Origin of the sequence: Pseudolactococcus hodotermopsidis, assembly GCF_011170085.1 — a bacterium.
In the GTDB taxonomy this organism is placed as follows: Bacteria; Bacillota; Bacilli; order Lactobacillales; family Streptococcaceae; genus Pseudolactococcus; species Pseudolactococcus hodotermopsidis.
The window spans coordinates 1-15,074 of record NZ_BLLI01000056.1 but is presented as its reverse complement, the minus strand read 5'-3'; the positions used below and the strand labels follow the sequence as shown (position 1 = coordinate 15,074).

Below are 15,074 nucleotides of genomic sequence, written 5' to 3'. Positions count from 1 at the left end.
TCAAGCTGAAAATTCAGCCTAAATCATAACTAAATCATATCAAAAATGGAATCTAAAAGCAAATTTTGCTTTATAAATGTAACTCATGTTTAGACTTTTTTTGGGACATTTTCAATTTCGCTTGACATGAATTGATCATATTATCTCTCAATGAGCATTTCAAAATTAGCCACTGCCATACCAAGAGAATGTTTAGCTTTATTAAAAATTATTTGAAGACTAGACAATGCCCTTTTTTTAGTAAAGTTAGTAAATATAATTAGATTTCCAAAATAGTCTCATCCTCATCTCAATTCAGCAATAAATCTCGCAAATGCGGCGTGCCCCTCGTCTGTATCCTTGAAAACGCCCGCGTGCTCAAGCACAGTTAAAAAGGCTTTGCCGAGCGCATTTTGGATATAGTCATCAATCTTTTCGCCTTGGTAAGCATTTTTTAGGTCATCTGCCCAAGTTTGATGGTAATCAGCGACTTTGACTGCTTGACCTTTGACATAATTTTTGACAACTTCAAGCTCGGTTTTTAAACGTCCAGGTAAAATGGCAAGTCCCATGACTTCTATCAAGCCGATATTTTCACGTTTGATATGATGAACTTCAGCATGCGGGTGGAAAATGCCGTCTGGAAATTCTGCACTCGTGTTATTATCACGGAGAACGAGATCAAGCTCGAAATCAGCACCGCGACGGCGAGCGATAGGTGTAATCGTGTGGTGTTGTGTACCATCTGCTGTCCTTGCGACAATAGCAACGGTGTCGTCTGAATATTGCTGCCATTTTTCCAAAATGAAAGTACTTGCAGCGACCAAATCTGCCGACTTTTCAGCTGTCAAACGAATCACGCTCATGGGCCAGTTGACAATGCCAGCACGGACGTTTGGGAAATCGGGCAGAGCAAACTGACTTCTCAGCTCAGCCTTTGCCATAGGAAAATCGTGACGACCACCTTGGTAATGGTCGTGGCTGAGAATCGAGCCGCCGACAATCGGTAAATCAGCGTTCGAGCCAGCAAAATAAGTCGGTAACTTGTCAACAATGGCAAGCAATCGCTCAAAAGTCACCCGAGCAATCTTCATCGGGCGATGTGCCTCAGCCAAAATAATCGAGTGCTCGTTAAAATAAGCATAAGGCGAGTACTGAAACCCCCAAGTTTCGCCCACTAAATCAAGGCGCACAATGCGGTGATTCGTCCGCGTAGGGTGGTTGAGCCGCCCCGCATAGCCCTCATTTTCAACACAAAGCAAACACTTCGGATAAGCCGACTGCACAGCATTTTTCTCCGCTGCGATTTGCTTGGGATCTTTCTCAGGCTTAGAAAGATTTATCGTGATTTCGAGGTCGCCATACGAACTTTTAGCATAGAAATGTTCGTTTTTTGAAATGGCACGTGTTTTGATATAATCGTTTTTCTTTGACAAGTCAAAGAAATAATCTGTCGCTGAACTGGCAGAAATGGCATATTTTTCCTTGAAAATGCGATTGACTTCTGAGGGGGTTGGTGTCAGAAAATTCATGAGTTTGGCTTGGAAAATTTCCTCATTTGCCCTTAGGTCATCAAATTTAGCATTTTTTTTGGCAACTGTGCAGAGATAATCTGACAAAATAAGCGAATCTGATTGACCAGATGGCTTAATATTTTCTGCCAAGGTTGTCTCACCAATCAAATCCAAAATCAGATTTTGCAAATAAAGGCGATCTAGCTGATCATAAGCACCAGTTTTTATAGCAAGTTCAGCAAAATCAACAACTGCTTGTGATAAATTCATAGTTTTCTAGCTCCATCTGCGATTGTCGCCACATAAAAACTAGCAGCATAGCCGATTTTTTCAAGGTAAACAGCATTTACTGCGCTTGTGAAATTATCAATCTCAGCAGAATTAACAAGTGCAATACCACAACCGCCAAAACCAGCACCAGTCATACGAGCGCCAAGTACCCCCGGCAAAGTTTGCGCTGTTTCAGCCAAGGTGTCAAGCTCGATTCCTGTTACTTCATAATCAGTTTTCAGCGACTCATGTGAAGCATTTAATAACTGACCAAATGTCACTAAATCGCCCGCAACAAGCGCTGCCTTGGCTTTGAGTGTACGACCATTTTCATAAACAGCGTGTTTGGCACGTTTTTCGAGAATCTCGTCATTTATCAAGCAACGGTTTGATTCAAATTCTTCTTCTGATAACTGTCCGAGGGCTGTGATGTCAAGTTTCGTTTGCAGACGTTTCAGCGCCTCCTCACATTGCGCACGGCGTTCATTGTACTTAGAATCTGCTAACTCACGGCGTTTATTGGTATTCATGATTACAATTTTGTAGTCGCCAAATTCAGCTGGCACCATCTCGTATTTGAGCGTATTGGTGTCTAGCAAAATCGCCTTGCCAAGCTCACCAAAGCCAATGGCAAATTGATCCATAATGCCAGAATTGACACCGATAAAGTCATTTTCAACTTTTTGACCGAGTTGCACCAAGGTCAATTTATCCAATCCCAAATCGTAAAGGTCATTAGCAACCGTGCCAACCAAAAGTTCTAGTGAGGCTGATGATGACAGACCTGAACCGTTTGGAATCGTCCCCTCAATAGCCAAGTCAAAGCCTTGTGAAATCTCGTGTCCAGCCTGTTTGAGCATGAATAAATAACCTTTGACAAAGTTACCCCAATGCGAGTTTGCTGTATTTTCAAGCGGTTCATCAAGTGAAAATTCGATAATACCAATCTCATCAAAATTCAGCGAGTAAACCTTTACTAAACTATCTGTACGTTTACGTGCCACACCAAATGTTCCAATGCTAATGGCAGCGGGAAAAACATAGCAGCCGTTATAATCCGTATGTTCGCCAATCAAATTGATTCGACCTGGCGAGAAATAATTGGACAGATTGTCATCGCCAAACAGGTCAATAAATTTTTCAGTTACTTCTTTTTTCATGTTATTTTACCTCTTTTATTAGAAATTTGAGACTTTGGTAATCGCTGACCAGAAATGGATAAATGCCAACGTTCATCAATTCATCGCCACCATAGATTTCTGATTCATTCACTTGATAAATTTTCGACTCATCAAAACCTGTGAATTTTAAAGTATGTAGAGAGCCGTTACTATCAGCATACTTTTGGAAATAAAAGCCAATTGCCTGTGATTTGTCAACATTGACAAAAGGCGACAATAACCGATAAAACTTAACTTGCTCAGCAACAACTAACTTTTTTCTGATTTACTAAACGTTTACTCAATAAATTATATAACTTTATGAAAACGTTGTCAACAGATAAATCAAAAAATAACCTCTCATGAGATTATTTTTCAAAGTTTAATGACATGACACTCTCGCGCACAATGATTTCTGAGGCAACTTCGACACGCAAGGCACTTGTTCGATTGTCTAAAATACGTTCCTTGGCAAGTCGAATAGCAACTCGTCCAATCTCCAAACTGTCAATATGCACGGTACTAAGGGGTGGTGACATATAACCTGCCACTTCAATATCATCGAAACTGAAAATCGAAATCGTTTCTGGGATTGCGATTTTTTTCAATTGCAGCGCCCGATAAATACCGACGCTCATCGGATCACTAGCTGAAATAATTGCTGTCGGTAGACCCTCTGCTGCCTCGTCAATCAACTCATCTGTCGCTGTCAAGCCGAATGCCATCGTCCAATTACCAGTTTTAATCCGAATATTATCAGATAAACCATGAATTTTCATCCAATTTTCATAGGCAGTGGTCCGAACATCTACTATTTTATTTTTTTTACAGCCAGTCAAATCAATAGTCCCAATTTCGCCGCCAATAAAAGCGATTTTACGATGATTTTGAGCATAAAGATAATCTAAAACTTGCTCTGTACGCTTGGCAAAATCTGGATGAACGAGGTCATAGCGCGAACTAGCAAAATAATTATCAACGACAATTAGATTGTGATTGACCTCAAAAATTTCTGCTAAAGCATCGGCCGTAAAAGCACCAACGACAATAATGGCACCGTATTGCGCCAGCTGATTGAGTTTAAACTCGCCTAATTTCAGCGTTTCAAGTCGAAAATTCCAAGCATTTGCCTCAACTTCCATTCCCTCTTGAATCTGCCGAAAGTAAGGGTCGTCATTTTCACGCTGTGATGAGTGCATTTTGATTAGCGCAATCGACAATTTACTAGACTGTTTAGGCGATTTTGGCCCTAAATTTTCTATTTTATGGTAATTGAGCTGATTGGCAACTTTGATAATTCGTGCTCTGGTACTTGCTGCAACGCTCATCGTTTCATCGGCGTTCAAAACTCGCGATACTGTTGCTGGCGATACGCCCGCCAATTTTGCAATTTCTCTGATACTTGCCATAATTGTCTTTATCCTCGATTTTCTTAAGGGCATCTCTAAAAACTGCTCCTGCGATTATTCGTCGCAAAGAGATTTGCTTTTGTTCATAATTTTCTTAGGCTAGGAAATTCGACGAAGGCTTGCTGGCGCAAGTCAAAGAGGATTGACGACGACTAAGGAAATTTTAGCACATCTTTTCCTGTCAGCGATTTTATGAGCTGACAAAAATGGGCGAATCTGAGTTTTTAGAGTTGCCTTATAGCTTTATTTTACTATATTTATTATGTTTAGTAAACAAAAAAACGCATTAATCACGTTTTTAAACTCAATCACATATATTCTAACAATTCCGTCAAATCAGCAATACTTGCCCGCAACCTATCGCCAATAGTCGTATCTTTAATCAGACGACGTTTGGGCTTTTCTTCCAGAAAATATTTGAGAGATTCTTTGCCCTTGCCTTTGGCTAAAAGTTCTTTGCTTGAGGTAAATGGTGCATGGGGCACAATTTTAAAAAGGTATTGGCAAAATTTGGTGTGAAAAAATATTAGTCATTTACTGCACTCCTCACATAAAAAAGCCTATACCTCATATAAATAAAGGTTTCTAGGCTTATTTTTCTTATTCCCACTCAACAGTAGCAGGTGGTTTACTCGTAATATCATACACAATCCGATTGACCTGCGCCACTTCATTGACAATGCGCACGGAAATCTTCTGCAAAACGTCCCAGTCAATGCGCGCAAAATCTGCGGTCATGCCGTCAATTGAGTTAATGGCACGAATGGCAACGGTATAGTCATACGTCCGCCCATCGCCCATGACACCGACCGATTTCACGCCTGTATTGACCGTGAAATACTGCCAAATACTGCGGTCAAGACCTGCTGCTGTAATTTCTTCACGCAAAATGGCATCAGACTCGCGAACAATCTCTAAACGTTCCTCAGTAATATCGCCCATCACGCGAATCGCAAGCCCAGGACCTGGGAAAGGCTGGCGCCAGACGATTTCATCTGGCATACCAAGTTGCGTACCAAGTGCGCGCACCTCGTCCTTAAAGAGCGTGTTTAAGGGTTCAATGAGCTTAAACTGCATATCTTCTGGCAATCCGCCAACATTATGGTGCGACTTAATCGTCTGTGCCGTTTCCGTGCCAGATTCAATGACATCCGTGTAAAGCGTGCCTTGCGCAAGAAATTCAGCACCTTTGAGCTTGGTCGCCTCGTCATCAAACAGGTAAACAAACTCATTACCAATGATTTTGCGTTTTTGTTCTGGGTCAGCAACGCCTGCCAATTTATCAAGAAAACGTTTTTTAGCGTCAACTTTGATAATATTGAGACCAAATTTGCCGCCCAAAGTTGTCATAACTTGGTCAGCCTCGCCTTTTCGGAGCATGCCGTGATCAACGAAAATTGAGGTCAACTGGTCTCCAATCGCCCGTTGCAACAAAACGCCGACAACTGATGAATCCACACCGCCAGAAAGACCAAGAACGACACGTCCATTCCCCACTTGTTCACGAATTTTCGCAATTTGCATGTCAATGAAATTATCCATTGACCAGTCGCCACGCGCTTGACAAATATCAAGTGCAAAGTGTTTGAGCAAATCATTGCCATAAAGTGAATTAGTCACCTCAGGATGAAACTGTACGCCATAAAAATGACGGTGTTCGTCTTGAATCGCTGCAATCGGACAATCGGCAGATGTACCAACTTTTTCAAAGCCTTCTGGCAACTTTGTAACCAGATCGCCGTGGCTCATCCAAACTTGCTGATCAGCTGGCGTATCAGTAAACAGCTCAGCATTTGCCGTATGCGACAAAATCGCCTTACCATACTCACGATTTTCAGCAGCCTCAACCTTACCGCCCAAGCGGTCAGTCATCAGCTGCATACCGTAACAAATGCCCAGAATCGGAATCCCGAGCTCAAAAATGGCTTGGTCAACGCCAAAAGCGCCATCATCATAAACGGAATTTGGCCCACCCGAGAAAATAATCCCGATAGGGGCAATGGCACGAACCTCATCAGCCGTGATTTTATGGCTCATCAGCTCAGAAAAAACGCCAAACTCACGAATACGGCGCGTAATCAGCTGGTTGTACTGGCTACCATAATCAAGTACGATAATCTTTTGCAGATTGTCTATATCAGTTGTCAAAGTGAAACTCCTTTATTTAAACTTCAAGCTAACTTTCTAGGAAAATAGACAGTTTAGCCGTACAAGTTGCGCTTGTTTACGACAAACCCCTAATTTTCTACGAAAGTTTGCGCCTATGGCGCACCGCTTTTTAGTATCATGTTTTTAAATTTTATCCAATATGACTATTTTACCAAAAATAATGGTTGTTTGCACCATTATTTGGTTTATAAATTTAAGCTAACAGCGAAATCATCCACCATATAATAATCAACCAGATTGGCAGCAATCAAAGCCGTCCGTTTATTGTCATCAGTATCCTATTAAAAGTCAAACCTGCCTTAATTTTTCTAAAGTTTCTGTAAACAATGTCGGTGGTTCAATTTCAAATGTCAGTAATTCATGCGACGTTGGGTGTTCAAAGCCTAGCACTTGTGCATGGAGAAATTGCCCATTATTTTGTTTAAGTGTGTTTTTTGGGGCATACAAGGGGTCTCCTGCGACTGGATGACCGATATAAGCCATATGGACACGTATCTGATGTGTGCGCCCTGTTTCAAGTTCTAGCGCCACCAAGGTATAGGCACCCAAACGTTCCAAAACTTCAAAATGAGTCAGCGCATGCTTACCACCCGCAATAACAGCCTGTTTCTTGCGGTCCTTAGCGCTGCGACCTATCGGCGCCTCAATTACACCGCGGTCATTGAGCAGATTACCATGGACAATGGCGAGATAACGCCGTTTGGAAGTATGCGCTTTGAGTTGGCTAGCTAGAAACTCATGCGCCACGTCATTTTTCGCAACCATCAGTAAACCGCTCGTATCCTTGTCAATGCGGTGAACAATGCCGGGGCGAATGACACCGTTAATGCTAGACAAATTTGCCATATGATACATGAGCGCATTGACCAGCGTGCCTGTTTTGTGACCAACGGACGGATGAACGACCATGCCCTGTGGCTTGTTAATCACCGCAACATCCTCATCTTCATAAATGATGTCAAGCGGAATATTTTCTGGTTCATAAGTCAAAACTTCGGGCTCTGGGAGGTCAAATGTCACAATATCATTCTCCAAAACCTTGTATTTGGCTTTTTTCAGCTGACCATTGACCCAAACAGCATCAGACTTGATGAGGTCATTGGCTTGTGTCCGTGAAACATTTGAGCTATCCGCAATCGCTTTATCTAGGCGTAAACCCGCCTTTTTTGCCTTAATTTTAATTTCCATTTTCATCCTTATCCGTCAAAATGCCGATAAATAACACGACAAAGCCTATCGTCAGTAAAATATCTGCCACATTGAAAATGGGAAAGTTAATAAAATCCAACTGAAACATATCCACAACGTAGCCATGCCGCGCTCTGTCAATGAAATTGCCCAAAGCACCCGAAATAATCAATGACAAGCCAAAGGCGTACCAGTTTTTCTCCAGATTTCTAATCAAAAACCAAGTCGCTGCAGCAACGGCAACAATCGTGATGACAATAAAAAACCATTGCTGTCCTTCTAAAATTGACCATGCCGCACCATCATTATGCAGATTTGTCAATGACACAACATGTTTTAAACCGTTTTTTTGTTCTGCCAAGGCAATATTTTTTATAACCGCCCATTTGACTAATTGATCAAGGACAATACCAAAAAAAATCATGAGGGCTAAACTTATTTTTTTCAACTTCATCTTTTCATTATACCAAAAAAAGCAAGACTCTGCTTGCTTATCTGATTTATTTAACTCTCGCTGATTTAACACCAAGCTCAACTGATTCATCAAATATAAACGAGCCATTTGACGTGCGATCAAGCGTGTGCAGATCTGGGAGATTAATCTCAAAAAGTTTATCAGTCTGCGAAATGACCTGCAAAATCTGTGTTTCACTATCAGTTTCAGCAAACAAATCACCACCGATAATCTCTTTGACTGTCCCTGACTTGAAAACAGTATGAGGTGTTTTTTTAAGCTCACGCAAAATCTGCAAACCACGACCAGCCCGACTTTTCGATGGGATTTCCGTAAATTTCACGCGTTTCAATGCCCCACGTTGTGTTAAAATATAAAAAGTGTCCGTATCAACAAAATAACTTGCAACAACAAAATCTACTTCTTTAAGATTGATTGATTTGACACCTGCAGCTTTAGCACCTAGAACTGGTACATCTTCAGACGGAAATCTCAGTGCATACCCCTTATGTGTCACTAGCATAACGTCAGATTTTTTATCGAAATCAATGGCAACAACCGCATCATCAGCCTGTTTGAACTTGGCAAATTGGGCTGATTTTGAACGGTAAGTCCGCCAAGGTTTGAAATCTGACAAGGCAACTTTTTTGATTAAACCGAATTTTGTGGCAATCAAAATTTGGCGAGATTCTACTTCAAAATCATCAAGAATTTGGACAAAGCAAATTTCTTCGTCTTGCGAAAAATTGTTGACCAAAGATGAGCTGTGCGTACCAATCTCTTTCCACTTCAAATCATCTAACTCATGAACTGGTCGATAGATAACATTGCCAAGAGACGTAAACATGAGTAGATGTTGCGTGGTCAGCGCATTTTGATGGAAAATCAGCACATCATCTTCGCGCTTGCCAATTTCGTCCAGCTTAGATGCGCCAAAACTGCGCGGTGTCGTGCGCTTAACATAGCCGCTGCGGGTCACGCTAACAACGACTTCTTCCTTGGCAATCAGCGACTGCGCCTCGACCTCAATCGTCTCAACCTCATCAATCAGCACCGATTTGCGCGGACGCCCAAACTTCTTTTTAACCTCACGTAACTCGCGTTTCATAACGTTAAACATGGTCTTTTCATCATTGATAATAGCGGATAATGTGGTAATGCGCGTTTTGAGTTCCGCTTCTTCAGTTTGCAAAGTGACCACATCAGTGTTCGTCAACCTGTAAAGTTGTAAAGTAACGATAGCCTCGGCTTGCGCCTCAGAAAAATCATAGGAAGCCATGAGATTCTCACGCGCATCGGCTTTATTTTCACTCGCCCGAATCAACGCAATGACCTCATCCAAAATACTCAGCACCCGAATCAGCCCCTCGACAATATGCAAACGTTTCTCCGCCTTTTGGCGGTCAAAAACCGATCGCGCACGAATAACATCACGTTTGTGACTGATATAACTTGACAAAATCGGTACAATTCCGACTTCACGTGGCGTTGCATTGTCAATCGCAACCATGTTAAAGTTGTAATTCACTTGTAAAGGCGTATATTTGAGTAAATAATTGAGAATCAATTCTGCATCTGCATCTTTTCTCAATTCAACAGCAATTTGCAAACCATCACGGTCAGATTCATCACGCACTTCAGCAATACCAGCCACCTTAGCATTAACCCGCACATCATCAATTTTTTTGACCAAATCAGACTTGACTAATTCATAAGGAATTTCTGTAATGACAATCTGTTTCTTACCACCTTTAAGCTCCTCAATTGCCGTTTTTGAGCGAACAACAACCTTGCCACGACCAGTTTCATAGGCTTTTTTTATCTCATTTCTACCCTGAATAATCGCTCCAGTCGGAAAATCTGGTCCAGGCATAAATTGCATGAGTTTATCAACATCAGCCGACGGATGATCAATCATGTAAATCGTTGCATCAATAACCTCGCCTAAATTATGTGTCGGAATATGTGTCGCATATCCCGCCGAAATCCCAGTTGAGCCATTGACTAAAAGATTAGGAAAACTTGCTGGCAAAACAGTTGGCTCTTTTTCTGTATCATCAAAATTCCACGCAAAAGGAACAGTGTTTTTGTCAATATCTTGTAAAAGATAAGTCGAAATCTCAGATAATCGTGCCTCAGTATAGCGCATAGCTGCGGGCGGGTCATCATCCATAGACCCATTGTTACCGTGCATCTCAATCAGCGTTTCGCCCATTTTCCAATCTTGCGACAGGCGCACCATAGCCTCATAAATCGAGCTATCGCCATGCGGATGATAATTCCCCATGATATTACCGACGGACTTGGCAGACTTCCGAAAAGCCTTGTCAAAAGTGTTACCGTCCTTATTCATGGCAAAAAGAATCCGCCGTTGCACAGGTTTCAGCCCGTCACGAATGTCCGGAATCGCCCGCTCTTGGATGATATACTTGGAATAGCGCCCAAAACGGTCGCCCATAATCTCCTCAAGGGAAAGTTTTTGTACATTACTCATTTTAGTTTTTTTCTTTTCTTATTGTTTAAATAATTTCTGAGAATTTCTCAATATCCTTTTTAATGCCAACAACGTAGAGCGTGTCGCCTATCGAAATAACCGTATCGTGTTTCCCGATATTTGCCGTACCGTCCGTTTTATTGATAAAAGCGACATTAACACCATAATCTTGAGTCAGATTCGCTTGATTCAAAGTCAAATTAGCAAACTTAGGATTTTTAACCTTCATCTTGACAAAAGAATAATCAGCTGATAAATCTAAATAATCTGAAATATCAGGGTGAGCCAGATTATCAGCCACCCGCTCACCAGCATCTTTTTCAGGCTGAATAATTTTACCCGCACCAACTTTCGTCAACACTTTGACTTGCACATCCGTCGTCGCTTTTGCCACAACATTTTTCGCCCCCGACTCAACCACTAGCATAGTCGTCAAAATACTCGCTTGCATATTTTTGCCAATAGCGACAACAACACCGTCAAATTTATCAATCTCAATATTTTTAAGTACGCGCTCATCCGTTGCATCAGCAATCATAACATGCGTCGCAATATCTTTAAAATTATCAATTTTCTTAGTATCCGTATCAATCGCCACCACTTCATGACCATCTTCAATCAGATTTTTTACCACACTAGAACCAAATCGCCCTAGACCGATAACACAGAAAGTTTTCATGCTATTTTTCTCCAATTTTTTAGGAATTAGACCTGTTTCATTTTTATATTTGAACGAGTATTGATTGGGAACGCCTCTTTAGTGTCTTAAAAATATACGCGTTAAATAACTATAAAATTAATTCAAATTCCGAAGATTTTTCTAAAAAGTTGAATAAACATCAACAACTCCCTACCCCACAACAATCTCCTCCTCAGGATACTGAATCAATTCCTCATCAATTCGATTATGTCGACTTGCGGCATAGATAACGGTCATAATGCCGATTCGACCGACAAACATGAGACACATGATTAGAATTTTACCAAAAATTGATAATTCTGGGGTTAAGCCCAATGATAAACCAACTGTTGCTAGTGCTGAGATGACTTCAAAAAAAACATACTCAATGCCATTATTACGTGGTAATTGCTCTGTAATCAGCAAAACAAAAGAGCTTGTGAAAATTATCGCAATATAAATAAAGATGATTTCATAAACCCTGCTGATTGTTTTGCGAGGAACTCGCCTTTCATGGTAAATGGTCTTTTCCCGATTGCTGAAAATCGTCCGCAAATCAAGGAGCAAAATGCCAAAAGTTGTCGTTTTGACCCCACCTGCTGTTGAACCTGATGTGCCACCAATAAACATAAGAATCATGGTCAAAAGCAGACTATCATAACTCGAGGTACTATAACTCCCAAAACTGAAACCGCCCGAACGCGGTGTAATGCTGAGGAAAAAATTCTGCGCCAAAAAATTCATCGGATGCCCATCAAAATTTTTGAAATTAAGGCAACTATACAAAAATGTTCCCAAAATCACGAGAATCGCTGTCATATGGAGCGCTAAACGCGAATGAAGTGTCATTTTATGAGTTTTTCGGAAATTGAGTAAGTCGAACCAGACGATAAAACCAAAAGAACCCGACAAAATCAATAAACTCATGATTGACAGCACATAAGAATTGTCCCGAAAGTCGAAAAGCGAGGTTTCAAATAAGTCAAATCCAGCATTTGAATGCGCTGAAATGGCATGAAAAACACTATACCAGATACCATCAAGCCAACCAAACTTAGGAACAAAATCAAAACTCAACAGCACCGCACCAATCAATTGTGTCACAAGAGAAAGTTTGATAATCGACTTGACCAAGCCCACACCATTACTAAAAGACGTGAAATTATAGGCATCGCGAATTAACATCTTTGACTTAAAAGACGAATGTTTTTCAGTCATATTGAGCAAAAGAACAAGAAAACTCATAAATCCGAGACCACCGACCTCAACCATTAGCATAATAATAACTTGTCCAAACTTGTTCCAATGATCAGCAGTATTGACCACGGCTAAACCAGTCACACAGGTTGCCGATACCGCCATAAACAGACTATCCAAATAAGAAGTCGCTTGCCCATTTTGATCAGAAAGCGGCAAGGCAAGCAAAATCGAACCCGCAATAATAACCGACAAAAAGCCGAGAATTATCAGTTGCGGCGGTTTAAGATTTTTGAAAAAGCTGCTAAATCGAGGCAAAATCATCTTATAACATCACTTCACTTTTCTCTTCAAGCGTAAACTCAACATTATTTTCAATCCATTTACGACGTGGCTCAACCTTGTCGCCCATAAGGACAGACACACGTTTCTCAGCTTGCGCCACATCATCTAAAGTCACTTGAATCAGCGTTCTCGTCTCAGGATTCATCGTCGTCTCCCAAAGCTGATCAGCATTCATCTCACCAAGTCCTTTATAACGTTGAAGAATCGCACCTTTACTAAAATGGTCACGAATGCCCATCAACTCACCGTCCGTCCAAGCGTACTCAATCTTTTCAGACTTGCCCTTGCCTTGACTCATCTTATAAAGCGGCGGTAAGGCAATGTAAACATGCCCCGCCTCAATCAGTGGTTTCATATAACGATAGAAAAAAGTCAGCAAAAGCGTCTGAATATGCGCCCCATCCGTGTCGGCATCGGTCATGATAATCACTTTATCATAGTTAATGTCAGCAAGCTGAAAATCAGCACCAACACCCGCACCAATCGTATAAATCATCGTATTAATTTCTTCATTTTTGAGAATATCGCCGATTTTGGCTTTCTCGGTGTTAAGCACCTTACCACGCAAGGGTAAAATGGCTTGGAACTTGCGGTCACGACCTTGTTTGGCAGAACCGCCAGCGGAATCTCCCTCGACAAGATAGATTTCATTTTTAGCAGGATTTTTCCCTTGGGCAGGCGTGAGTTTGCCAGACAACAAGCCTTTATCTTTCTTGCCTTTCTTGCCAGTGCGTGCATCATCACGCGCCTTACGCGCTGCCTCACGCGCATCACGCGCCTTGATTGCCTTACGAATCAGATTTTGCGACAATTCCGCATTTTCTAGGAGGAAAAAAGCAAGTTTATCACTGACAATGCTGTCAACAATCGGACGTGCCTTGGGACTGCCAAGTTTATCCTTGGTTTGCCCCTCAAATTGTAGATGTTCTTCGGGAACAAGAACCGAGAGAATCGCAGTCAAGCCTTCTCGATAATCTGAGCCTTCAAGATTCTTGTCTTTTTCCTTGAGCAGACCTGTTTTCCTAGCATACTCATTCATCGACTTGGTAATCGCCAGTTTCAGCCCCGCCTCATGCGTTCCACCGTCCTTGGTTTTGACATTATTGACAAAGCTGAGAATGTTGTCAGAATAGCCGTCATTGTACTGAATGGCTACCTCGACTTGAAATGATTCAGCCTCGCCCGCAAAATACATAACAGGCGTTAGTGTATCCTTGTCCTCATTGAGGTAAGCGACAAAATCTTGCACGCCATTTTCATAGTGGAAGCTTGCTGTTTCAGGCTTTCCATCAATTTCATTGCGTTCATCGGTCAATGTTAGCGTAACATTTGGCAAGAGGAATGCCGACTCGTTGAGTCGCTCAAAAATCGTTGTGTATTTGAACTCAGTTGTCGAAAATATCGTCTCATCGGCCATAAAATGAACTTTAGTACCTGTTTTTGACTTAGCTGTCTTACCAACTTTTTCAAGCGTTGTCACAGGTTTGCCACCATTTTCAAAACGCTGTCTATAAATCGCACCGTCCCGCGTGATTTCAACCTCAAGATAGCTTGAGAGGGCATTGACAACGGACGAACCAACACCATGGAGACCGCCAGACGTTTTATAACCGCCCTGACCGAATTTCCCGCCCGCATGGAGCACCGTGAAGATAACCTCAACCGTTGGAATCCCTGTCGCGTGCATGCCCACAGGCATCCCCCGACCACTATCAGCAACAGTCAGCGAGCCGTCTTTGTGAATGGTCACAGTAATCTCGTCACCAAAACCAGACAAAGCCTCATCAACCGCATTATCAACGATTTCCCAGACTAAATGGTGGAGACCGATACCATCGGTTGAACCAATGTACATACCAGGACGTTTTCTGACGGCATCAAGCCCCTCAAGAACTTGAATCGCATCGTCATTGTAATTGTTAATATCTATTGTCAATTTACTTTTTCCTTTTAAATCTATCTTTATCTAGGATACCTTATTTTTTCGATTTTGGCAAAATTTTTATGAATTTTGTGGGGAAAGTTATTAGACTTCTCCCAAAAATAAAAAAATATGTTATACTATAGTCATGAACTATGAATCCCTCACCAAACTCAGCGATAGCCATTTTAAACGTCTAGTTGGCGTTAAACGTCCAACCTTTGAATCTATGAGCAGTCTTCTTAAGACCGCTTATCATGAAAAACATAACCGTCGAGGTCGTCACAGTAAATTA

The 15,074-nt window shown here is 41.5% G+C and carries 12 protein-coding genes; all 12 read right to left on the bottom strand.

Annotated features, from left to right (window positions below; translation table 11 throughout):
• Positions 1–284: 284 nt before the first annotated feature.
• Positions 285–1,763 carry a UDP-glucose--hexose-1-phosphate uridylyltransferase gene (gene galT, locus Hs30E_RS08535; protein WP_172209533.1) on the bottom strand — a complete coding sequence of 493 codons (1,479 nt, stop codon included), beginning with the start codon at positions 1,761–1,763 and terminating at the stop codon, positions 285–287.
• Entirely contained in the window at positions 1,760–2,923 is a 1,164-nt protein-coding gene (locus Hs30E_RS08530; protein ID WP_172209532.1) for a galactokinase, read from the bottom strand. The genes galT and Hs30E_RS08530 overlap by 4 nt, the downstream gene beginning before the upstream one ends.
• 1 nt (position 2,924) lies before the next feature.
• Positions 2,925–3,161 (bottom strand): GH36 C-terminal domain-containing protein, encoded by a 237-nt coding sequence (locus tag Hs30E_RS08525; RefSeq protein ID WP_228462033.1) that lies wholly within the window; start codon positions 3,159–3,161, stop codon positions 2,925–2,927.
• A gap of 130 nt (positions 3,162–3,291) precedes the next feature.
• A complete protein-coding gene (locus tag Hs30E_RS08520; protein WP_172209531.1) occupies positions 3,292–4,332 on the bottom strand; it encodes a LacI family DNA-binding transcriptional regulator in 1,041 nt (346 codons plus the stop codon).
• A gap of 308 nt (positions 4,333–4,640) precedes the next feature.
• Positions 4,641–4,820, bottom strand: coding sequence for a fructose-bisphosphatase class III (locus Hs30E_RS08515; RefSeq protein WP_267130243.1), 180 nt, complete (start codon positions 4,818–4,820; stop codon positions 4,641–4,643).
• 112 nt (positions 4,821–4,932) lie between these two features.
• Positions 4,933–6,468, bottom strand: coding sequence for a glutamine-hydrolyzing GMP synthase (guaA, locus tag Hs30E_RS08510; RefSeq protein ID WP_172209535.1), 1,536 nt, complete (start codon positions 6,466–6,468; stop codon positions 4,933–4,935).
• 321 nt (positions 6,469–6,789) lie between these two features.
• Positions 6,790–7,689 (bottom strand): RluA family pseudouridine synthase, encoded by a 900-nt coding sequence (locus tag Hs30E_RS08505; protein ID WP_172209530.1) that lies wholly within the window; start codon positions 7,687–7,689, stop codon positions 6,790–6,792.
• The gene (gene lspA, locus Hs30E_RS08500; RefSeq protein ID WP_172209534.1) at positions 7,679–8,137 is read right to left on the bottom strand and encodes a signal peptidase II; all 459 of its coding nucleotides are present in this window, start codon (positions 8,135–8,137) and stop codon (positions 7,679–7,681) included. Before lspA ends, Hs30E_RS08505 begins: the two co-directional genes overlap by 11 nt.
• A 52-nt stretch (positions 8,138–8,189) precedes the next feature.
• Positions 8,190–10,637 (bottom strand): DNA topoisomerase IV subunit A, encoded by a 2,448-nt coding sequence (gene parC / locus Hs30E_RS08495; RefSeq protein WP_172209529.1) that lies wholly within the window; start codon positions 10,635–10,637, stop codon positions 8,190–8,192.
• Between the two features lie 25 nt (positions 10,638–10,662).
• On the bottom strand, positions 10,663–11,316 hold the full coding sequence (locus Hs30E_RS08490) for a potassium channel family protein (RefSeq protein ID WP_172209528.1): 654 nt from the start codon (positions 11,314–11,316) through the stop codon (positions 10,663–10,665).
• A gap of 171 nt (positions 11,317–11,487) precedes the next feature.
• Positions 11,488–12,831 (bottom strand): TrkH family potassium uptake protein, encoded by a 1,344-nt coding sequence (locus Hs30E_RS08485; RefSeq protein ID WP_172209527.1) that lies wholly within the window; start codon positions 12,829–12,831, stop codon positions 11,488–11,490.
• Positions 12,832–12,838: 7 nt separating this feature from the next.
• Positions 12,839–14,794: a DNA topoisomerase IV subunit B gene (gene parE / locus Hs30E_RS08480; protein WP_172209526.1), complete on the bottom strand. Its 1,956-nt coding sequence runs from the start codon at positions 14,792–14,794 to the stop codon at positions 12,839–12,841.
• Positions 14,795–15,074: the final 280 nt, after the last annotated feature.

What these genes read in the sequence shown, in the direction of transcription:
- Hs30E_RS08520 (WP_172209531.1), bottom strand. Translation starts at nt 4,332, where the DNA reads ATGGCAAGTATCAGAGAAATTGCAAAATTGGCGGGCGTATCGCCAGCA.
- galT (WP_172209533.1), bottom strand. Translation starts at nt 1,763, where the DNA reads ATGAATTTATCACAAGCAGTTGTTGATTTTGCTGAACTTGCTATAAAA.
- parC (WP_172209529.1), bottom strand. Translation starts at nt 10,637, where the DNA reads ATGAGTAATGTACAAAAACTTTCCCTTGAGGAGATTATGGGCGACCGT.
- Hs30E_RS08490 (WP_172209528.1), bottom strand. Translation starts at nt 11,316, where the DNA reads ATGAAAACTTTCTGTGTTATCGGTCTAGGGCGATTTGGTTCTAGTGTG.
- Hs30E_RS08505 (WP_172209530.1), bottom strand. Translation starts at nt 7,689, where the DNA reads ATGGAAATTAAAATTAAGGCAAAAAAGGCGGGTTTACGCCTAGATAAA.
- Hs30E_RS08530 (WP_172209532.1), bottom strand. Translation starts at nt 2,923, where the DNA reads ATGAAAAAAGAAGTAACTGAAAAATTTATTGACCTGTTTGGCGATGAC.